Consider the following 22,699-nt stretch of genomic DNA (forward strand, 5'->3'; position numbering starts at 1 on the left):
TTACGCGCCCAGGTGCCGGTACCTGCGCAAGGTAAAGAGGCAAATAAACATGGCTACGAACGCGAAACCGCTGGCCAGTAAACCGATTTGAGGAGCAGTAAAGAAGGCTAACGCATGGCCCGCTATGAATGAACCAGCTATGTCAGAGAGGTTTACGAAAGCCATGTATGTCGTGAACTGTGAACCCTCGACGCCTTTCCGACAAATGGCCATCAGCATAGGCATCGCTGATATACTGATACTAGGGTCCATGAAATAGAGCGTGACTAGACCAACCTGAGCAACTTCCTTCTGAATCCAGGTTGCCGAAGCTGCATTGAATCCCAAGAGGTATAGCGCGACAATCCCTGTGACAATCACCAGCAATCGTCGGGCGCCAATACGATCGGCAACGTACCCACCCACGAATGCAACCAGAGCGGCAACCAGCATTCCATACGTACCGGTCAGGATCGAAACCGACGTATCAGCCCAGCCTAGTTTTTTGATCAGGTGGTAGTTATAAGCGCGCGAAAACAAGCTGATACTGACATAAGCCAGCACCGTTGCGCCAAACAGTAAGAGACTTTTTCGGGAAAAGAGGCCACGGAACAATTCCGTGAACAACCAGCTGAAATCCTTTTGAGGGGGGGCGTCAGCAATTGAGTCATCCTGTTCTAATGACGGCACAGTGGAGGATGACCGGCTGAAGGAGGGGAGAAGTCGATCCTGGGGGCGTTCCCGGATAAAAAAAGTGATAATAGTCAGGGTGAGCAGAGAAAGCGATAAGATCAGGGCAGCAGCGGAAAAACCATAAGTCCGTAAGAGTTGCGAAAACACAGCCGCCCCTACACCGGTACCAACCAGAAAGCCGATCCGCATGAAAGCGTTGACACGGCCACGTTCTTCGTCACCAATGACCGTAATGGCCATTGCATCAACGCTCGCGTCCTGGATGGCCGCAAATACGCTGTGCCCGAAAAAGAACCAGCCCAGCGTTTTAATTTCGGTGGTGGGATTGTCGACCAGGAGAATGCCTAGCGATGCCAGAAAAGCGAGTATCTGGGCGCCCAGCACCCAGGGTTTTCGGCGACCCATCCGCGAGTTCTGGTAGCGGTCAATGAGTGGACCCCAAATGAACTGAAATGCCCAGGGGAGACCCACGACCGCAGCGAACGAACCGATGGCTGACGAGCTGACGCCTTCGGCCGTTAGATAATTCGTCAACGCTGTCAGCGAAAACCCGGCCGGTAAGCCCTGCATTACGTACAGGTAAAAGAAAACAACGTAACGGAGCGGGCGACTTCGACTGAGTGTCAGCGAGTAAGAGAAAGATGGCGGGCCATTAAACATTCTTGAAAAAAGACAATCTAAGGGTAGGAGGTCAACGTACTTACTTCGCAAGACCGACGAATGAAGTATTATGTTTTTCTGCCGACGAACTATCTAAAAAAAAATCCGTTATTCTATTGCAAGACCCGCGTAATCTGTCTAAAATTGCCCGCGTTTTCGCGCAAAAAAACCAATGGCAAAGCTCGTTTACATACCGACCTTCTTCCATACTACGCCATTTCGGTTTAGGTCCGAAAGGACTATACAAATTCGTTTGCCCATGCGGTAGACCTTTTACGCCCTTTTCCCGTTTACTTATTCCCAACAAACTCCCAGGACTGGTTACCTGTACCGGTAATACGTCCCATAGCGGTAAAATTCAGGCCGCTTAATAAACGACAATGATAACGCCCGAAGTAGTTAATGATCAGTTCATTGTTCAGGTAGCCAACGAAAACCATCTGCGGCTGGCTGAAAGTATCTGTCATGAAATGGAAGAAAGCGCTAAGGCCCGGGGAACCGGTATTGCCAAGCGTTCGCCCATTTATGTGATGGAGAAGATGCTCGAAGGGAAGGCAATTATTGCAACCACCATGTCGGGCGACTGGGTTGGCTTCTGCTACATCGAAACGTGGGAGCACGGGAAGTTCGTAGCCAACTCTGGCTTGATCGTTCATCCAGACTATCGGAAGAGCGGTATTGCTACCCGGATCAAGGCCAAAGCGTTCGAACTGTCGCGCGCTAAGTTCCCGGAAGCGAAGATTATTGGTATCACAACCAGCCTGGCGGTAATGAAGATCAACTCGGATCTCGGTTACCAGCCGGTTACGTTGAGTGAACTGCCCGGAGACGATTCGTTCTGGAAAGGATGTTCGAGCTGCATCAACTACGACGTTCTGACCCGGACTGGCCGGAAGCACTGCCTTTGCACGGGCATGTTGTACGACCCGGAAGAGCATAAGCAAGAAGAGAAAAAAGAGAACTGGAACTTCCTGAAAGAGTCGTCACTATACGAGCGCTGGATGCGAATTAAAAAGCGCATTTTGTTGCGTATCAAACACGAACGGGTAAAAAAGCAGGAGCGCGAGCTGGAGCCAGCCCACTAGGCTAACGGTGAGCGCGTATTCCTTACGATAGTACTGTAGTACGGTGAGAGCCCATCCAGAGAAATTCTGGATGGGCTTTTGGATTTTGCGGGCTGGCGGTGGTACCTTACCGTTTTCCGACGCCAGCCCCTCTATGGAAATAGAAATCCCTCGTCGTACGCTCGTCCTGTTGATCGGGGTCAGCAGTGCCGGCAAGTCCACCTTTGCTCAGCGACACTTCAAATCCACCCAGATCGTTTCCTCGGATCACTACCGGGCAGTGCTGACGGACGACGAGAATGATCAGACGGTGACGGGTGACGCATTCCGGCTGGTACGTATGATCGTTGAAAAACGATTGCAACGAGGGCTGCTAACCGTAGTCGACGCGACAAATCTCAAGGCTGCGGATCGAAAGGAGTACCTTGACATGGCTCGTCAGTATGGCGTGATGGCCACAGCTATAGTCTTCAAATTGCCCTCGACGATACTTCACGAGCGACATCGGGACCGGACCGATCGGAATTTCTCGGTTGACATACTACAGCGCCAGATTGAACTCATGCAGTCGATGGAGCGTAATCTACCGTTTGAAGGGTTTCAGGCCATTTACACGCTCAATTCGCTGGACGATGTCGAGCAGACTACTATTCATCAGAAAGCATCGCCAACTGATGGGCCTTTCGATATCATCGGCGATGTACATGGCTGTTACCAAGAACTGCTTGACCTAATCGCCCGGTTGGGTTACGACACGAATACGTTCCAATCGAAAACCGAACGTAAACTCGTGTTTGTGGGCGATCTGGTCGACCGGGGACCTGACTCTGTAGCCGTATTGCGTCTGGTTATGCAGTTAGTGAATCAGGGTAAAGCGTTGTGCGTTCTGGGAAATCATGACGACAAGTTGCGTCGGAAGCTGCTGGGGCGGAACGTAGCCATGAACCATGGCCTGGCCGAAACTATGGCGCAGCTCGACGCCGAATCGGCTAATTTTCGAAACCAGGTTTTACTATTTCTGGAGCGTACACCTTACTACATTCGTTTGGATAACAAACAATTACTTGTGGCCCACGCGGGGCTGCGGGAAGATCTGCAGGGACGTAACGGTGAGTTGGTACGAGCTTTCTGCCTGTTTGGGGAAACAACTGGTGAAGTTGATGCGCAGGGGTTGCCGGTACGGATCAACTGGGCATCCAGCTACCAGGGAAAAGCAGTTGTCGTATACGGCCATACACCCGTCAAAGAACCGGTCTGGATCAACAATGCGATCGATATCGATACCGGCTGCGTCTTTGGTGGTAAGCTGACGGCGTTACGTTATCCTGAACGGGAATTGGTGTCGGTGCCAGCCCAAAAAACGTACGCCGTAGCCAAAAGGCCTTTTCTTGTTCTTTAGTGCCTATCAATCACATTAATTAATCAATAATCAATGATTCGTTTCGCTACACTTTTCGGGGTTTTACTTTCCGGACTCGTTAGCTACCCGACCGCTGCCCAGTCAACGAATGCCGATTCTCTGTTCGTTCGGCAGAACTATACCAAACTCGACCGGCAGATTGCCATGCGGGACGGGACCAAGCTCTATACGCTGGTTTACGTCCCGACCGACGCTGGTCCGACCAATCGCTATCCCATTTTGATGGAACGCACGCCTTATTCAGCAGGGCCGTACGGCGAGGCAAACTATCCCAAACGTGGACCCGGGCCCGGCAAGGCGTTATCGCAGGAGAAATACATTTTCGTCTATCAGGATGTACGGGGGCGGTACATGAGCGAAGGCCAGTTCGAAGAAATGACGCCGGCCCTGAACCGAGTGGCCGATTCGGGCAAGACAAACGGAAAAGCCAGGAAAAATAACGTATCCAAAGTGGCAACTGCTACCGACGAGAGTACTGATACCTACGATACAATTGACTGGCTGCTGAAGAACGTACCGAACAACAACGGACGCGTCGGGCTGATGGGTATTTCTTACCCTGGATTCTACGCGTCTGCCGCTCTGCCAGATGCGCACCCGGCGTTGAAAGCGGTATCGCCCCAGGCGCCTGTTACGGATGAGTTCATCGGCGATGATGCCCGGCACAATGGGGCATTTTTCCTGCTCGACAACTTTTCGTTCATGAATCAGTTCGACGCACCCCGTAAGGGACTCGTTGAGGATTATGAGGCTTTATTCAAGTGGCGGCCAAAAGACGTGTATCAGTTCTTTTTGACGCTGGGGCCACTCAAGAACACGAACAAAGCGCCCTATTACAATAATCGCTCGAAAATCTGGAACGAGTATATCGAGCACGAAACGTATGATACGTATTGGCAGAGTCGGAATATCCGCCCACATTTGAAGAACGTAAAACCGGCCACGCTCGTGGTTGGTGGCTGGTTCGACGCCGAAGATCTGTTTGGCGCGTTACGTACCTACGAAGCTATCGAAAAACAGTCGTCGGGAAATAATAACAAACTGGTGATGGGTCCCTGGACGCACGGGGCCTGGGCGCGGGAAGATTGGAGCCAGTTTGGTCCACTTTCGTTCGGTCAGAACACCGCCAAATACTACCGGGACAATCTGGAAAATAAATTCTTCGCCTTCCACTTGAAAGGGAAGGGAGAGTTTGACGCACCGGAGGCTTCTGTTTTTGATACAGGTACGAACACCTGGCAATCGTTCGACTCATGGCCCCCAAAAGCTGCTCAACCGGAGGCCATGTATCTGCAAGCAGCTGGTAAGTTGTCGACTACCAAACCTACCGGTGCTAATTCGTTCGACGAGTACGTCAGCGATCCGGCCAAGCCTGTTCCTTATACGAACGGTGTCCAGGCGCGTCGGAATAATCAGTACATGATCGAAGACCAACGGTTTGTGGCAAGTCGGCCGGACGTGGTTGTTTTTGAAACAGAGCCGTTGACGCAGGATATGACCGTAGCGGGTCCAGTCAATGTGCGCTTATTTGCATCGACAACCGGGACAGATGCTGATTTCATCGTCAAAATTATCGACGTGTCACCCGATACGATCGCGACGCCAACCGAGGGCCCCGCTAAAGGAGTGACACTGGCCAGCTACCAGCGTCTGGTCCGGGCGGAAGTGTTGCGGGGTAAATTCCGGAATAGTTTTAGTCAGCCGCAGCCGTTTAAGCCGGGTGAAGCAACGCCGGTAAACTTTCAGTTACCCGATCTGATGCACACCTTCAAGAAGGGGCATAAGTTAATGGTACAAGTCCAGCATTCGTGGTTTCCGCTGGTGGACCGTAACCCACAAACATTTCTAAATATTGGTAACGCCGAAGCGGCCGACTACAAAAAAGCCACGATCAGGCTGTATCATGAAGAAGGTCATCCTTCGCAAATTGAACTACCTGTGTTAAGAAAATAAGCCGTTTGTTAACATTGGCTTAACATTGAACTAGTTGATAATAACGAGGAGATCACGTAAAAGTGGTCTCCTCGTTGCGTTTTTGGCTATTTGACGTACGTAAAAAGGTCAAATAGTCTTTTTCAATGTTAAGTTTTTGTCTAAACCTGAAAATTTAACATTGGAAAGTTAACAATTATGTAATATTTAGGTAATATTGACATAACATTAGTTTTGACAACTCGACGGGAGTTTGGGCGAGTAGGCATTGTTTCAACTTAACACATACGAAGTCATGAAAAAGACATTCTTTCTTCTTTCGCTGGTAGGCTTCCTGGCAACGCAAGCGTCCGCTACGCCAGAAAAAAGCCGCAAGGCAAAAGCTCCTAAACTGAGCATGGAGCAGCAACTGTCAAAATATATTACCTACCCTGAGGCCATGAAATCAACGCAGCAGGCCGGGGTTGTGGTGATTCAGTTTCGGGTCAATGACGCGAATGAGCTGAATAACCTGAAAGTATTCACGAAAAATGAGGAGCTCAACTCAACTATTGTTAAACAGTTGGTGGGCAAAAAGCTGGTTGGCTACGGTGACGATTCGGAAGAACTACACACCGTTCGGCTTCGTTTCCAGCCTGAATAAAATTTCAGTTTCCGAAGCCGCTCACCAACAGCTTGGTGAGCGGCTTTTTTATGCCCAAACATTTACGTTTACCCTACCGTTAGGCGAAAAAGATATTACGAACTATGCCCCAAGCGTTATCGCTCGTCTGGCTCCGGCGCGACCTGAGACTGGAAGACAATGCCGCCTTGTATCACGCGCTTCGAAGTGGTCAGCCCGTGTTGCCGGTTTTTATATTCGACAAAATCATCCTGGATCAACTGGACGACCGGTCAGATCGACGCGTTACGTTTCTTGTGCAGGAAATCAATCGGTTGTGTGATGAACTGGCTGAACAAGGTTCATCCATCGTGGTGCGATACGGCAAACCAATCGATGTTTGGAAGGAACTGATCAAAGAATACACGATTGGCGATGTGTTCACCAACTATGATTATGAGGTATACGCCAAAGAGCGGGACAAGTCAGTCGGTGATTTACTTGACAAAAACAACATTGGCTTTCATAGTAGCAAGGACCAGACAATCTTTGATCGGGACGAAGTGCTGACGAAAACTAACAAAGCATACACCGTCTATACACCATACAGCAAAACCTGGCACAAAAAGCTTGATGCGTTTTACCTGAAATCGTACCCCACCAAAAAGTACTTCGACCGACTTTACCAAACAAAAGGGCTGTCCGTACCGACGTTGGATGAGCTGGGGTTTAAGCCCGTAGACGACAATATCCCAAGCCGGACCGTGTCTGATAAAGTATTGGACAACTACGGCGATACGCGCGATTATCCAGCCCTGAAACGGGGGACAAGCCAGTTGAGTATGCACCTGCGGTTTGGTACGATAAGCATCCGCGAACTGGCCCGGCAAGCGCAGGAAGCTAAAGATAAGACGTTTCTGAACGAGCTATGCTGGCGGGATTTTTATTTCCAGGTGCTTGATCACAACCCCCACGTCGAGAAACACTCGTTTCGTCGCGACTACGATAATATAGACTGGCGAAATAACGAAGACGAGTTCGAGAAGTGGTGCCAGGGGCAAACCGGTTACCCGATTGTGGATGCCGGTATGCGCCAGCTAAATTCAATCGGCTGGATGCACAACCGAGTTCGGATGATTACGGCTAGCTTCCTGTGCAAACACTTACTAATCGACTGGCGGTGGGGAGAAGCGTATTTCGGCAAAAAGCTACGCGACTATGACCTGTCGGCTAACAACGGTGGCTGGCAGTGGGCCGCTGGCTCGGGAACGGATGCCGCACCTTACTTCCGGGTGTTTAATCCAACCGAGCAGGCCAAGAAATTCGACCCAGACAGTACGTACATTAAGCAGTGGGTGCCAGAAGTTGGTACGCCGGACTATCCGGAGCCGATAATCGAACACACAAAAGCCCGGCAACGGGCGCTTGATACGTACCGAAAGACTTTAAAGAAACCATCCTAACTACAATTTCCAGTCGATCTGCCAGCCTTTCTGAATGGTTTTAGGCTTAGGAATACCCGCCAAACCAGTGGCGGGGTTGATAGCCAGCAGGGATAGTGGAATTGTAGTCGTACCGTCGGCAGTGATGGCTTTGGTTGCGCGAAAGAAAATGTTTCCCTGCTGGTCGATATCATCAATCAGGGCGTATAAGTAATCGCCTTTGTGCAGTTGCGTTTCGTCAATCTGAACGTCTTCTGTTAGTGTAAACGCCCAGCTCTGCCCGATTTTCAACGTACCAGCCTTCAATAAACGGGCCGTTACGTCGCCCACAAAAATTGTTGGTTGGGTTGCGCGTTGCTTCAGCAGATCCGTGAGCACACTATCCATAATAACGACTTCATTCCGTTGTGGAGAAGCGTTATCCGCCAGCGACTCGACGGGTACACCGGCTGGTTCGGGATCATCGTCCTGTAGCCAGCCCATCCGGCGAGCCTGCTGGCGTTCCTGTTCGTAGGGGTCGCCCGCACTGGCCAACATCATGACCGCAGAGCCGACACCATAGGTTGGGTTGGTGAACAGTTCCTTCATGGCCAGAATCCGGTAGAGATAGTAGCCCGTTTCTGGATTCATTGTCATGGCGTAGTAATCCCGATGACCGGCGCGAACAATCTTGCGTTGAACCATGCCCACCCCTCCATTATAGGCTGCCGCTACCAGCGTCCAGGAACCCAGTTTCTGATGAAGGAACTTTAAGTACCGACAAGCCGCTTCGGTCGACTTTCTGAGATCAGTACGTTCGTCGTTGCCGGGCGCGATGGACAAACCCATATCCAGGGCTGTTTCGTCCATAAACTGCCAATAGCCAATGGCTCCTGCCGATGAGACCGCGTTGGCCTGCCAGGCGCTTTCTATGAGGGGCAAATACTTGAAATCGTTCGGAATATTGTGCCGACGTAATATCGGCTCGATAGCGGCAAAAAATGGGGCTGAACGTGCCTTTAAGCCACGTACGTGGCGGACGTAGCCCGAACTGCTCGCCAAGGCCAAAGCCAGCTTTGACGAAACAGCCCCCTGCTCGGTTGGAACAATCTCCCCGCAGAAATGCAGCCGGGCCGGATTGCCCAGCGTTGATGTAATATAGTTACTAGTCGGTTGTCGCCGGGGAATCGCTGGCGACTTCTTCTGTGCATGACTAGAATGCCCAAAGGCAGCAATACACAGAACAAACGCTGAACTGAGCAGCCGAAAAAGAGATTGACGATCGGTAAGCAACTAATGAACAGGTTGTTGAGCCCACTATCAACGGAGAAAAGGGCTGGATTAGTTCACCACTTATTGACTTACAATGTTTTCCAGGTAAGTATCCACCCCGTCTTGATGTGATCTACATCGGATAACGTAATGCCCAGGCGACCTGTAGCGGCATCAACGGCGGCTAAGGCCAGTTCGTAAGTGTGTTTCTCCAAGGACGAGTAAAGCTTGTCCGCCCGTAGATAAAGCCGGTTCGTTTTGGGGTCAATGTCTTCAATGATCGCGTACAGAATGTCGCCTTCTTCCACCGTCTTTCCGTCAGCTAAGCCGTCGCGGGTCAGGTGGAAAACCCAGGTTTGTCCCCGCTGTAGCGCGGCCCCTTCAACTAGTTTAGCTTTGATGCCCCCTCGGAACACATCAGCCGCATTGGGTAGCGGTATGGCTAAATTGTCGGCAACAACTGGCGCATCGTCCGTATCAGCAGCGTTATCAGCCAGCTGAGTGGCTTCATCCAGAATACCTTCCGGTAAAATGGCTTCGTCATCCGGCAATGCTTCTCCCTTTCTAACCGGCCCATTCAGCAACGTCATCAAACGCTCGGGAATGATATCTTCGTAGTGCCGGTAGTTCGTCAGTAGCTCTTTAAATGCCAGAATTCGGTAGAGGTACTGTCCCGTTTCTGCGTTCAGGCGTAACGCGTAGTAATCCCGGTGCTGCTGTCGGCGAATATTGCTCAGCAACGCACCGATGCCATTGTTGTAGGCGGCAGCCGCCAGCGTCCAAGAGCCAAGCTGATCGTGCAGATACCGCAAATAACGGCAGGCGGCTTGGGTAGATTTCACCAGATTCTGGCGCTCATCATACCCCGGTTTAACGGATAGCCCTAGCTCCCGCGCCGTAGCAGGCATAAACTGCCAGTACCCTACCGCCCCCTTCCGGGAAACCGCAAAGCCCCGTAGAGCGCTCTCAACCAAAGGCAGGTATTTGAAATCGAGCGGAATCTGGTGCTGTTCCAAAATTGGCTCGATGACAGGAAAGAACTCGGCTGAGCGCTGGCGAATCAACATAAGCGCCTGCGCTTGATTTGTGTTCCGGACCAGCGCTGAAACCAGCCGTCGGGCTACGGCTTCTTCGTGCAGGGGCACCGATTCTCCGCAAAAATAGACGGGCGATAACCTGGGCGGGAAATTTGTAAATAGGCCAACAAACGAAGCTGAACGGAACGACGTGCTCGGGAGAGCCGAAGCGGAAAAATCCATCAGACACAGCTTCGCTACCAGCGCGACTATGACTATTAATTTCATCAAACGGTAGATACGGTTGCAAATATGCTACCAATTTGACGACAAAACGATACTATAGTAACAATGTAGAGTGAAGATTTCCGATTCTTGACGCTACAGCTAAGACTATTGTTAGTGCGTGAAAATTTCTTTGCTGAAAGAATACGTCACTAAATCCAGTCCCAGATATGTACTGGGCGCAGCCCTGCATCTTTTTTACGTTTCAGAAAGCGAGGCCGCCGAAAGCGAAGGACCATAAGCCCCATCATCAGCTTTTTGATTGGTAGACTCGTACTGGGTGTATCCAGATCGCCGTCGGGCATCGAAAAGCTTTTTTGCAGGGATGATGCCCGGGCGATAAGCTGCTGCGTGTCGGAGGGGAGTTTGGTCAGTGATCTGTTGTGGCGTGGTCCCCAGGTTGGATCGTTGTAATCAATGTCGACTAACTCAACGGTTGGCGAATCGTCAATTTTTCTGGGGGTGGCCAGTGGTTTGGTCCAGTTAGGCAGCGGTTTAGTCAACTCTGCAATTGTGGACTCATCCAGCAGAAGTGCGTACTGCCGGGGATTGCTGAGCAGCTCCTTGTAAGCCAGAATTCGGAATAGGTAGTGACTTGTCTCGCGATGCAGCCGTAACTTGTAATAGTTTGACTGCCGTTGCTGACTCATTTTATTCTGAACGTGGGTAATACCGCCGTTATAGGCTGCCGCCACCAATGTCCAGGAGCCAAGTTCGCCGTAGAGTTGGTGAAGGTACCGGCAAACGGCTACGGTTGATTTTTCCAGATCATACCGCTCATCTACCTTACCCGACACCGTTAGTCCCAACTCACGCGCCGTGCCGGGCATTAACTGCCAATAGCCAGACGCTCCTTTGTGCGACGTACTGTGGTTGACCAGAGCGCTTTCAACCAATGGCATGAAGCGGAAATCGCGGGGGATACGGTGTTTGACCAGAATCGGGTCAATAATTCTAAAGAACGTGGAAGCCCTCTCCCGCATGTCAGTCAGACAGGAGCTCTGGGAACCGTAGGTGCGTAATGTCTGAAGCCAGCGACGGGATACTTTGCGTTCGTGAACCGGGACTTCTTCGCCACAGAAATAAATGGGAAAAACGCGTTTTGAGGAATCTGCGACTAAGAGAGAAGGCGTGTCTAAGCCGTTGGCTATTGACAAATTTCGACTGGTATCGGCTCCTATTGTTACCAGGGCAAAGGCGGGCTTTACCGCAGCCAGAAGTAGTGAAAGACTTAGTTCTTTAATCAAAATGGTTGGTATTTGTTGTAGCATGGTAAGACGACAAAACCCGTACTTACGTAACGGGCCCGGCGACTAACTGAGAACGAAATTAACCAATCGACTGAGAAGAACCTAGTGAACAATCTACGAATTATCCAACGGTCCCGGTTAAAGTTGGATTTTACCTTTCCAGTAGGGCGGTTACAAGCGTCAATTGCACGTACGAATACCGGCCGTTGAGATGATCGTAAACCGCTTTTAAACGCCCATCCGGCACACCTACAGTTTCAACAGCCCGCTCAATTTCAGCTCGTTCAGCGGAGCTAACCTGGGCGTCCAGAAGCTCCTCCAGATCAATCTCGTAACCAGCCCGGGCAAGCTGCACCAGGTGCCCGGCAACCGACCCTGGGGTGAGCTGGCGTTCAGCCGCAATCTCCTCCAGCGACATACCTCGATTGTACAGATCCAGCGTTAGTAGCTGGGTCGATCCCTTGGGTTTTTCGCCCGCCTGGACCCGGCCCCGGACGTGGTTCAAAATAACCTCCAGAAACTGGCGACCGAATAACTGAAGTTTCCGTTCGCCAACCCCGCTGACGTTACGTAATGCATCGGGCGTAGTAGGACGCTGGCGCGCCATATCTTCCAGTGTTGTATCGGTGAAGATAACGTAAGGTGGAACGTTCTGCTGGTCGGCAAGCTGCTTGCGTAGCACCCGCAGTTCTTCGAACAGTTCGTTTCGGTTGGCTTCGGTTTTGGGCTTGGCCTTTTCGACTACTGGTTTTGGGGCATCGTCGGGACGTACCAACTCGATTTTACGACCTTCGTACAGCACCTGGCTGGCCAGAATTCCCCGCCGTAAGGCGTAGTGCTGATCGTAGGCGATTTCGATAACACCAATATTGATCAGCTGATGCAAATAGTTGCGCCAATCCTCGAAACGCAGATCTTTACCCGCTCCATAGGTTTTTACCTGGTCGTATCCTCCCTGAATAATAGCCTGACTGCGCGAACCCCGTAGAATGTCGATAAGCAGATTCATCGGAACTCGTTCGCCCGTCCGGATAATGGCCGAAAGGGCTTTCTGGGCCAGAACCGTACCGTCGAACGTAACGCGCGGATCGCGGCAGACATCGCAGTTCCCGCAGGGCTCCGGCAGATCTTCGGAGAAGTAGGAGAGGAGGATCTGACGACGGCACGTATGGGCATCGGCGTACTGTTGCATCCGCTCCAGTTTGGCCAGCTGTAATCCGAGGTTAGCCGGGTTGTTTTCCGCCAGCATATCTTTATAGGTAGCCACATCGGCAAAGCTATAGAAGAGAACCGTCTGTGCATCGGCCCCGTCCCGTCCTGCCCGGCCTATCTCCTGGTAAAAGCTTTCGATGTTCTTGGGCAGGTTGTAGTGAATAACCCAACGAACATTGGACTTGTCGATACCCATACCAAAGGCGATAGTCGCGCACATGATTCGCACGTCGTCGCGTAGGAATGCTTCCTGAGTGCGGCCGCGGTCGGCCGGGTCCATTTTGGCGTGATAAAAAGCCGCGTTGAAACCCTTCTCCTGCAACTTGGCCGCCAGAGATTCCGTCGATTTGCGGCTCAGACAGTAAATAATTCCAGACGTATCAGGCTTCTTTTGCAGGAGCCGGATAATCTGCTGGATTCGGTTCTGGCCGGGAAGTACCTGTAAACTCAGATTTTGCCGATTGAAGGACGACACAAAAATGGCCGGGTCGACCATGCCTAGCCGAGTAGCAATATCCTGCCGGGTCAGTTTATCAGCAGTAGCGGTCAGGGCCACCGTCGGTACGTTCGGGAAGCGTTCTTTTAGAATATGTAACTGCGTGTATTCCGGACGAAAATCGTGCCCCCAGGAGGAAATACAGTGCGCTTCGTCAATAGCAAACAACGATAGATTCGCTCGCTGAAGAATATAGAAGAACGAATCGGTTAGCAGTTTCTCGGGTGAGACGTACAGCAGTTTGATTTTTCCGCTGATGCAGTCATCCTCGATTGCGCGCTGTTCCTGACTGGTCTGGGTACTATTGTAATAGGCAGCCTCGATACCGTTCATGTGCAAAGCCCCTACCTGGTCTTTCATCAAGGCAATCAGGGGCGATACAACGATAGTCAGCCCAGGTAGCATCAACGCCGGAATTTGAAAACAGACTGATTTGCCACCCCCGGTTGGCATAAGTACAACCGTATCCCGTCCGCTCAATACCGACCGTACGATATCTTCCTGCATGGGGCGGAAGCGATCGTAGCCGTAATAGCGTTTGAGATAATCAACGGGGTCGCTGAGACGAGTCTGCTCGCTGATGAAGGCGTCGTTGGTGGTCATTTTTTGCACAAGTACTATCAAATATACGCAAAAAAGTCGGCTTGGCCCGGGGCCATTTCGTTGTTTTTGGTACCATCTTCCGCCGTGAACGACTAACTTGTCGACGCTAAGCCAGCTGTTTGTATCTCGCTAGTACATTCCCCTTTTCGACAATGCGTATTGCTTTCATCACTGATATTCACATCGGCTCCGATGGCGAGAAACCACAGGGCGTAGATGTCCGGCGTAACTTTCTGAACGCGTTGGCCTATCTGTCGGGACTCAAACCGGATTGCCTGGTTATCGGAGGAGATTTGTGTGTTGATGTGGGTGATACCGCCATTTACGACTGGATAAAACAACAACTGGCTCCATTGCCCTATCCGTATTACGTCATATCAGGTAACCATGACGACTCGGTCATGCTGGCGAAAGCATTTAACCTGACGCACCACCTGCACGGGAATGAGCTGTACTATGCCGTACCATTGGAGGGGAGACCTACGCTATTTTTGGACAGCGCCCGTGGAGAATTCTCTGCTCAGCAACTCAGTTGGTTGAAAGAGTACCTGAGCGCTTTACGGCACAGCAATTTGCTCGTCTTTATGCACCATCCTCCGTTATTGTCCGACGTAGCATTTATGGACGGTAAATATGCCTTTCGGCAGAGTGATGAGTTTCTGGAGTTAATCAAAGATCTGCCCTGTCACGTTACGGTAGTTTGCGGGCATTACCACGTCGAGAAAACGGTGCAGCGGGGAAACCTGCTGACGCTGATTACGCCCTCTACTTTTTTTCAGCTGACTCAGGATTCGCCAACCTTCGCTGTTGACCATTATCGAATTGGCGTTCGTGAATTGAACCTGACGAATCACGGTACCAACAGTACGGTGCATTACCTAGATGGTCAACTGGTCTGAGATCAAAAGCAAGAGGGCCAGCAAACGTGAATCGGTTTACATGTTCGCTGGCCCGCTCGCTAAAACAGATTGCTAATAAGCGCTGGCAGTCGTTAGTTTTTCTAGTGCAGCCTGATCCAGATTCAGATCGGCGGCTTTCGCAATATCCTGTACCTGCTGAACGCTGGTGGCACTGGCTATAGGAGCACCAATATTTGGTTGAGCCATCAGCCAGGCAAGTGATACCTGAGCTTGCGTCGCGTTATATTGATCGGCAACTTCATCCAGCGCCTTTAGAATTCGCTGACCCCGTTCGTTTAGGTATTTTTTGACGCCCTGCCCCCGCTGACTTTTCGATAAATCCGCTTCTGAGCGGTACTTACCCGTCAGGAAACCACTGGCCAGCGAATAATAGCTGATTACGCTCAGTCCATAGTTGGCAACGATGGGAGCGTACTGCGTTTCGTACTGTTCCCGGTCATACAGATTATACTCTGGTTGCAGGGTTTTGTAGCTGGGTAACCCTTCTTTTTTGCTGATCTCTAATGATTGTTTGAGCCGCTCCGGCGAGAAATTCGACGCGCCGATGTAGCCTACTTTACCCGCTTCGATCAAATCACCAAAACTAGCCAGCGTTTCTTCGATTGACGTCTGCGGATCGTCGTAGTGCGATTGATACAGGTCAATGTAATCGGTCTGGAGCCGTTGCAGAGATTCCTCAACGGTTTTCTGCATGTAGTCACGAGACAGATTACCTTTCCGACCGGGTGTCTGGGTGGAGCCGAGCTTGGTTGCAATAATGACCTGATCGCGCTTACCGCTTTGTTTTAACCATTTTCCGATGATTGTTTCCGATTCTCCGCCTTTGTTGCCCGGTACCCAATGCGAGTACGTATCGGCCGTATCAATTAGGTTAAAACCCGCGTCGACAAACGCGTCCAATAGTTGAAAAGAAGTAGCTTCGTCGGCTGTCCAGCCGAATACGTTACCGCCAAACGCCAGCGGAGCAACTGACAGATTCGTGTTGCCAAGAGTACGTTTTTCCATTACGTTATTGAGTTAAGAACACAGCTTTGTTAGTAAGCTGCTACGTATGACAACTAACCCTGTCGAGGAACGGTTTGCCAAAAAGAAGAAGGGAGTCGTAGATGAACTACCGACTCCCTTCTTACACCTGATCGATTACTGTTTAGCGAACCGAATAGTTCGGCGCTTCCTTCTGAATCGAAATATCATGTGGGTGGCTTTCCCGCGAACCAGCTGTCGTAATCTTAACGAATTTAGCCTGGTGGAGCGCTTTGATGCTACTGGCACCGCAGTATCCCATTCCCGCTTTTAGGCCCCCAACCATCTGGTAGATAATTTCGGAAACGCGTCCTTTGAATGGCACACGACCGACAATACCTTCTGGTACCAGTTTTTTGATATCGTCTTCGGCATCCTGGAAATAGCGGTCTTTCGAGCCATCTTCCATTGCTTCAACCGATCCCATACCACGATACGTTTTAAAGCGACGACCTTCGTACAGAACCACTTCGCCCGGTGCTTCTTCTGTACCGGCCAGAAGTGAGCCAATCATAACCGTACTGGCACCACCCGCGATCGCTTTTGTAATGTCGCCTGAGAACCGAATACCACCGTCAGCGATAACCGGAACGTCAGTGCCTTCCAGCGCTTTGGCGGCTTCATAGACCGCCGATAGCTGGGGCATACCAATACCGGCGATAATCCGGGTGGTACAGATACTGCCTGGACCAACGCCGACTTTAACCGCGTCAGCACCAGCATCAGCAAGGGCTTTGGCACCTTCGCCCGTTGCTACGTTACCGGCAATAACCTGTAAATTGGGGAACTGCTGTTTGATGTTCCGTACGGCGTCCAGTACCCCTTTTGAGTGACCGTGCGCTGTATCAACGCTAATAACATCGACACCGGCTTTCACCAGTGCTTCGATACGCCGGATAAGATCGGGCGTAACGCCGACGGCTGCACCAACGCGTAGCCGGCCCAGTTCGTCTTTGCAGGCGTTCGGGTGGCTTTTCTTCTTTAGAATGTCCTTGTACGTAATTAGGCCTACTAACTGATAATCGTCGTTAACGATCGGCAGTTTTTCGATCCGATACTGCTGCAGAATGCTTTCGGCCTCTTCAAGTGTCAGCCCCGCTTTCGCCGTAATCAGATTCTGACTTGTCATAATACCCGTAACCGGCTGCGACAGATCACTCTGGAAACGCAGATCGCGGTTGGTCAGGATACCGACGAGTTTGTTGGCGTTGTCCACAACAGGGATACCGCCAATTTTAAACTCGCGCATGATTTTGAGGGCATCGGAGAGTGATGCACTTTCCTGTAGCGTAATGGGATCGATGATCATCCCACTTTCCGAGCGTTTCACTTTGCGGACCTGATCGGCCTGCGCTTCGACGCTCATGTTTTTATGGATAATACCGATACCGCCTTCCTGCGCCATCGCAATCGCCAAATCCGATTCGGTAACGGTGTCCATAGCCGCCGAAATCAGGGGAATATTTAGCTGGATGCTGCGGGTAAGCTGGGTAGTGGTTTGCGTATCGCGTGGGAGGACCTCCGAATAGGCAGGTAATAGCAGTACGTCGTCGTAGGTGAGAGCCTCGTAGAGAAACTTGCTGGTATCTAAGCTCATGGCAAATAAACAAGAGGTGTTATTTGCCAGACAAAACTACGGAAAAATTTTAGTTTGAGCGTAAAACCTGGGAATTTAATATTTTAGTAAAACGTGGTGAAGGCCCAACTAAATCAGCAAGTCCTAACTTTTTTTAGTGAGCTACCTGCTCAATATTAGCTCAGATAGCCAATGGCACATACAGAATGGATTACGGTTAATACATAATGCTGGGCGGGAGTCAGGCTCAGTTGTACCCAGACTGGACTCTTGATTCTTTAGTTGTACATAGCTGTAGCAGCAATAGTATAACCGGCATCAGGTGATTGTCGGATAACTGTTCAATTGATCATGGAGTTAACTAACTATGAAAGCACAAGCAACGCCCATTACCCTCACGGAAGAGGAACTGGATCGACTCATCGAAATGGCCTGGGAAGATCGAACGCCATTTGACGCCATTCAGCGCCAATTCGGTTTGTCCGAGTCGGCAGTTATCACCCTTATGCGCCAGCAACTGACACCCAACGGCTGGCGACGGTGGCGAGCCCGGGTACAGGGACGTACTACCAAGCATGAAGCTCTATCGGCAGTCACCGATGCCCGGTTTAAATCGGACCAGCAGCGGTCAGTGAGCCATAATAAGATTAGTAAGCGGTAGCTACACGAGTAGCTGTATTACGTTATCGTCACTTGGATAATGTTTACTTCTAACTACCTGGTCCGGTTCTTGATACGTTCAGCGACGGAGCAGGAGTTGTAGCAAGCAAGGCTGGTCGACGCAGGTGCCTGAATCATTCAGTTGACAGGCAGTAAAGCACAAATAGGTTGACGAAACATTGGCATTTTTGTTGTGCTGACTGTTCCGGTAGCGCGGAAGGAATGGGCTTACCAGAACGGTAGGCTGGGATTGTCCTAGCACGTTGCTGCCGATAAACAGTATTGTATTCTCTTTTAGGACGATAGATAATGTTAATTTATCGCTTAGTATCAGTCGGGAATGTACCTATTTCCGTACTTTGAATACCACATATGATAGAAAATGTACTTTCTCTGGTTACTATTTCTGCTTTTGTCGACTAGCCTGTTGGCGCAGCCAAAAGGATGGCAAGAGATAACTATTTCGGATGGTCTGTCGCAGGGCATGATCTACGACCTCAAACAGGACAAGAAAGGTTTTATCTGGGTAGCCACCAAAGATGGGCTAAATCGCTACGATGGCTACAATTTTACCGTTTTTACGCATGATCCCTACAACAAATTCAGCCTGTCGTCCAATGCCTGTTCATCTTTATTGATTGATCGTCACGGGCGGTTGTGGATAGGTACTCTGAACCGGGGGCTCAATCTGTACGACGAACGAACTCACCGGTTTTATCATATCGATTTGAGCGATCCGACCTCACCGGATGCTGGTAACTATGAGATTGTTACGTTAGCCGAAGATCCCGAAGGAAACATCTGGGTCGGCACCAGCCAGAACAAACTCGTGAAAGTCACCCTGGGTGATTCGTTAAAAAAAGATTTTCCCCAGCAGGCCGACGCCACGCCCATGGTTCGCTTCAATCGGTTCTCATTTCCGCTAAATGGTTTGAGCGGTGGAAGTGCCCCGGCCCGAATCCGCTTTCATCGTGATGGGCAGGCAATCGTCAGTGCCGCCCGGGAATTGTACAGATTGGACTGGCGACGGCCGCAACCAAACCGCTATACGGCAATCCGGCAGTTTGGACCGCTGGCTACCCTGTTCCAGGCAACCCCCGATGGACAACAACCCAGCTACTGGTTTGGCTTTAGTGCTGACACCCTTATTGGCTGGCAACAGGCCAAGCGAAAGGTCGTTGGTTTACCACTCACCAAAAACTTCAATGTATACCTGGATACACTCAATGACACTACCGTAGCTGTAGCAACGCCAGACTTTTTGTGGCTCATGTCGCCTGCCCAGCTGTACGCCCAAACTCAGCTATCAGAACAAAATGCGTTCGCCGTCCTGCCACCCAACCTGTTTGGTGTCACTAAATTGCTGCTGGACAGGACGGGTACTATCTGGGTGGGCACGGCAGGTTATGGACTGCGTAAGTTTAGTCCGCGTATCAAACAATTTCAGACCTACTTACCCAACACGTCACTCTCGCATTTGGCTCAAGATCGTCAGGCACAGATTTACGTACGCGATCAGTTCAGTTATGGCCGGCTGGACCGTCAGGCTAATCGGCGAGTGCCTTTTCTGGTAAAAAGCGACGCCCTCATGAACCGGTCAGTTTACCTGATGCAGGATCGGCAGGGGTTCTTCTGGGCGTCCTTCATCGATATACGGGCCAAACCTAATACGCATCAGCTTGTTAAATTCTCAGAAAAATGGCAACGACTCAAAACCTATCCGCTGCCAAAAGGTACTGCCTTTGGGGAATACGGAAACCAAACTAGGCAGGACAAAGCGGGTAATCTCTGGATTGGGTCTGTGAATGGTAAACTCCTTCGTTTCGATCCGATTACCGAAACATTCAGTGTGTTTTCTTATCAACACCTGTTGCCCCAGCCAGCCGCTGAAGTGGGAACCTACGGCCTGTATCTCGACCGAAGTGGTACGGGCTGGATTAGTACAGGGAGCGGGTTGGTCCGAGTCGATCATCCGCTGACAACCCCAACCTTTTCGATCTACACGAACGACGTGACGGTGCGCGAAAGCCTGAGTAACAATTTCGTGTCGAGTACAATCGATGATCCATACGAACCGCTTCGCTACTTGTGGGTGAGCACAAAAGGAGGGGGGTTGGAACGACTCGACAAGCAAACGGGTAAATTTCGTCACTTCACCGAAGCTCAGGGGTTACCCAATAAAGTGGTCTACGGTATTCTGGAGGACGAATCCAAACAGCTCTGGATGAGTACCAACCGAGGTCTGGCGCAGTTTGATCCCCGGACGCTCAAGTTTCGGAATTACACCAAAGCGGACGGTCTGCAGGATGACGAATTCAATACGGGATCGTTTCTGAAAACGGCCTCGGGCGAATTGCTTTTTGGAGGGGTGAACGGACTGACAGCCTTTCGGCCTAAAGATGTGTCAGCAAGTGCTGCCGGAGCGGTTACGCCGGTTCATATCATTGGCTTAAGGATCAATAACGAGCCCGTAGCGGTGGGGGCGCCCGACGGCGTTTTATCATCCAGTATCGAACAGACGCAACGGCTCGATTTGTCGCACGACCAAAATTTGCTGACGTTGGAGTTTGCCGTTATGGACTTTACCAACTCCGCAAAAAATCAGTTTCGTTACCGGCTGCATGGTATCGACAAGGGCTGGGTCGAGGCTGGTACCAACCGTTTCGCCAACTACGCGCAATTACCCAGTGAAACGTATACGTTTGAGGTAGAAGGCTCCACCAATGGTGATGTCTGGAACAAAGCTATTCCGCTGATTATCCGGATTCATCCTCCCTTTTACCGAAGCTGGTGGGCGTACCTGCTTTATTTCAGTTTCCTCCTGTTCGTGGGCTGGCAGTTATATCGAATTCAGAAACAACGGTGGCTCCTGCAGCAACAGGTGCTTTTTGAACAAAAAGAAGCCAGCCGGCTGGCCGAACTCGATAGTCTGAAAACGCAATTCTTTACGAATATCTCTCATGAATTTCGCACACCATTAACGCTGATTCTGGGGCCCCTGACAGATATAAAGCAACGGTTTCGGACCGAGAACGTAGTTACGCTGACTGAGCCGGTTATCGCGTCGATGGAACGAAACAGCAATCGTCTGCTTAGCCTGATCAATCAGCTCCTTGATCTGAGCAAACTGGAAGCGGGCCAGCTCAAAGCGGACCTTCAGCCAGGTGACCTGGCCGTTTTCTTCCGTACACTGGCCTCCTCCTTCGACTCGCTGGCGCAGAGTCGCCAGATTCAATTTACGTTCACCACGGAACCTAGTCATTATCCGGCTAGTTTCGACCGCGATAAGCTGGAGAAAATAGTCACTAATCTGCTGGCCAACGCCTTCAAGTTTACCCCCGCGGGTAATCAGGTCCGGCTACACATTGATTATCCAGAACCGGGCTCCGCTAATCTACTGACGATCACTGTAGAAGACGCCGGTATTGGTATTGCACCGGCCAATTTGTCGGCCATTTTCGAGCGTTTCTACCAGGTCGATGGGCGATCTAACCGCGTCTATGAAGGGACGGGTATTGGCCTGGCTCTGGTCAGTGAGCTGGTCACGGTATTAGGCGGTACCATTGCTGTTTCGAGTACGGAGGGCGTCGGTACCAAATTTACCGTCCAGTTACCAGTGATTCGTCATGAGCAAGTTCCCCCGCAGACCGTCGAGTGGCCGGAACCCGGTCTGAGCAGCGCCGAAAGCCGGACCGCCGTACCCGAGCCTAACCTATCAACGCCTGCAACCGATAACATTCTGCTCATTATTGACGACAACGCCGATATCCGGGCTTACGTGCGCAGCGTGTTTGAGTCATCGTTCGACGTTGTCGAAGCTCAGGATGGTCAGGAAGGACTGGAGTTAGCTACGGCTGTCCTGCCCAATATTGTGATTTGCGATCTGATGATGCCCCGGCTCGATGGCTTTGGTTTCTGTAAAGCATTGAAAGCGCAGGAAGCAACGAGTCATATTCCGGTTATCATGCTCACCGCCAAAGCTACCGTTGATGATCGGATCGACGGGTTCGATGCTGGGGCCGACGATTACCTGACCAAACCCTTCAACCAGGCAGAACTACAGGCGAGGGTACGGAATCTGATCGAGCAACGACGGCGGTTGTTGCAATGGTTCAGCAAAGACCGCAAAGAAGCCGGAGAGCAACCGATTCCTAACGCGCTGCCAGCGGCCGAACAGCTGTTTCTGGATCGACTGGTGGCCGTCGTGAATCAGCATCTGGACGACACAAACTTTACCGTCGAAGACCTGGCCGGGTCAGTTCATCTCAGTCGCGTTCAGCTGCACCGCAAGCTGAAGGCGGTGGCTGGTACTACTGCAACTCAGCTCATCCGCGACATTCGATTGGCAAAAGCCGCCGAGTTATTGATGGAAGGTCGGCAAAGCGTAACCCAGGTTGCGTACTCGGTTGGGTTCGACAACCTGTCTTATTTCGCCAAAGTCTTTCAGGAACGGTACCACGTTCCTCCCTCGCAATATGGTAAACAGGACGTGCCGATTACTTAATACAATAGCGGCTATTGTACCTAAAAGCCTGATTTATCAGGCTTTTTTTGTGGCTATGTAACGTGGTTGTTACTGAATGTAACGAGCGTGTTAGCAGGTTCTTCCGCCAGGT

General features: G+C 51.0%; 15 protein-coding genes. 8 read left to right on the plus strand and 7 right to left on the minus strand.

Annotation, left to right across the window (positions count from 1 at the left end; all coding sequences use genetic code 11):
- A complete protein-coding gene (locus ACYVAD_RS21600) occupies positions 1 to 1,332 on the minus strand; it encodes an MFS transporter (RefSeq protein WP_461141618.1) in 1,332 nt (443 codons plus the stop codon).
- 380 nt (positions 1,333 to 1,712) lie between these two features.
- On the opposite strand from ACYVAD_RS21600, the gene ACYVAD_RS21605 reads away from it, so the two are divergent.
- From ACYVAD_RS21605 to ACYVAD_RS21625, 5 genes are all read left to right on the plus strand, one after another.
- Positions 1,713 to 2,417: a GNAT family N-acetyltransferase gene (locus ACYVAD_RS21605; protein WP_461141619.1), complete on the plus strand. Its 705-nt coding sequence runs from the start codon at positions 1,713 to 1,715 to the stop codon at positions 2,415 to 2,417.
- A 43-nt stretch (positions 2,418 to 2,460) separates the two neighbouring features.
- Positions 2,461 to 3,795 (plus strand): AAA family ATPase, encoded by a 1,335-nt coding sequence (locus ACYVAD_RS21610; protein WP_461141620.1) that lies wholly within the window; start codon positions 2,461 to 2,463, stop codon positions 3,793 to 3,795.
- 33 nt (positions 3,796 to 3,828) lie between these two features.
- Positions 3,829 to 5,769, plus strand: a complete 1,941-nt coding sequence (locus ACYVAD_RS21615) for a CocE/NonD family hydrolase (protein WP_461141621.1) — start codon at positions 3,829 to 3,831, stop codon at positions 5,767 to 5,769.
- 274 nt (positions 5,770 to 6,043) lie between these two features.
- The gene (locus ACYVAD_RS21620) at positions 6,044 to 6,391 is read left to right on the plus strand and encodes a hypothetical protein (RefSeq protein WP_461141622.1); all 348 of its coding nucleotides are present in this window, start codon (positions 6,044 to 6,046) and stop codon (positions 6,389 to 6,391) included.
- A 104-nt stretch (positions 6,392 to 6,495) separates the two neighbouring features.
- Entirely contained in the window at positions 6,496 to 7,812 is a 1,317-nt protein-coding gene (locus ACYVAD_RS21625; RefSeq protein ID WP_461141623.1) for a cryptochrome/photolyase family protein, read from the plus strand.
- Here the strand turns inward: ACYVAD_RS21625 and ACYVAD_RS21630 are convergent, their stop codons facing one another.
- From ACYVAD_RS21630 to recQ, 4 genes are all read right to left on the minus strand, one after another.
- Positions 7,813 to 9,063 carry a lytic transglycosylase domain-containing protein gene (locus tag ACYVAD_RS21630; RefSeq protein ID WP_461141624.1) on the minus strand — a complete coding sequence of 417 codons (1,251 nt, stop codon included), beginning with the start codon at positions 9,061 to 9,063 and terminating at the stop codon, positions 7,813 to 7,815.
- A gap of 68 nt (positions 9,064 to 9,131) precedes the next feature.
- Positions 9,132 to 10,346, minus strand: coding sequence for a lytic transglycosylase domain-containing protein (locus ACYVAD_RS21635; protein WP_461141625.1), 1,215 nt, complete (start codon positions 10,344 to 10,346; stop codon positions 9,132 to 9,134).
- Positions 10,347 to 10,495: 149 nt separating this feature from the next.
- Positions 10,496 to 11,614: a lytic transglycosylase domain-containing protein gene (locus ACYVAD_RS21640; RefSeq protein ID WP_461141626.1), complete on the minus strand. Its 1,119-nt coding sequence runs from the start codon at positions 11,612 to 11,614 to the stop codon at positions 10,496 to 10,498.
- Positions 11,615 to 11,744: 130 nt separating this feature from the next.
- A complete protein-coding gene (gene recQ, locus ACYVAD_RS21645; RefSeq protein WP_461141627.1) occupies positions 11,745 to 13,904 on the minus strand; it encodes a DNA helicase RecQ in 2,160 nt (719 codons plus the stop codon).
- 152 nt (positions 13,905 to 14,056) lie between these two features.
- Between recQ and ACYVAD_RS21650 the strand changes: the two genes are divergently transcribed.
- The gene (locus ACYVAD_RS21650; RefSeq protein ID WP_461141628.1) at positions 14,057 to 14,803 is read left to right on the plus strand and encodes a metallophosphoesterase; all 747 of its coding nucleotides are present in this window, start codon (positions 14,057 to 14,059) and stop codon (positions 14,801 to 14,803) included.
- A gap of 72 nt (positions 14,804 to 14,875) precedes the next feature.
- Here ACYVAD_RS21650 and ACYVAD_RS21655 read toward each other — a convergent pair whose 3' ends face one another.
- Positions 14,876 to 15,829 (minus strand): aldo/keto reductase, encoded by a 954-nt coding sequence (locus ACYVAD_RS21655; protein WP_461141629.1) that lies wholly within the window; start codon positions 15,827 to 15,829, stop codon positions 14,876 to 14,878.
- A 142-nt stretch (positions 15,830 to 15,971) separates the two neighbouring features.
- Complete coding sequence (gene guaB, locus ACYVAD_RS21660; protein WP_461141630.1) at positions 15,972 to 17,444, minus strand: IMP dehydrogenase; 1,473 nt, start codon at positions 17,442 to 17,444, stop codon at positions 15,972 to 15,974.
- A 346-nt stretch (positions 17,445 to 17,790) separates the two neighbouring features.
- On the opposite strand from guaB, the gene ACYVAD_RS21665 reads away from it, so the two are divergent.
- Together ACYVAD_RS21665 and ACYVAD_RS21670 are read left to right on the plus strand one after the other, a co-directional pair.
- Positions 17,791 to 18,084 (plus strand): TIGR03643 family protein, encoded by a 294-nt coding sequence (locus ACYVAD_RS21665; protein ID WP_461141631.1) that lies wholly within the window; start codon positions 17,791 to 17,793, stop codon positions 18,082 to 18,084.
- A gap of 381 nt (positions 18,085 to 18,465) precedes the next feature.
- Positions 18,466 to 22,587: a hybrid sensor histidine kinase/response regulator transcription factor gene (locus ACYVAD_RS21670; RefSeq protein ID WP_461141632.1), complete on the plus strand. Its 4,122-nt coding sequence runs from the start codon at positions 18,466 to 18,468 to the stop codon at positions 22,585 to 22,587.
- Positions 22,588 to 22,699: the final 112 nt, after the last annotated feature.

Source organism: Spirosoma pomorum, assembly GCF_054776615.1.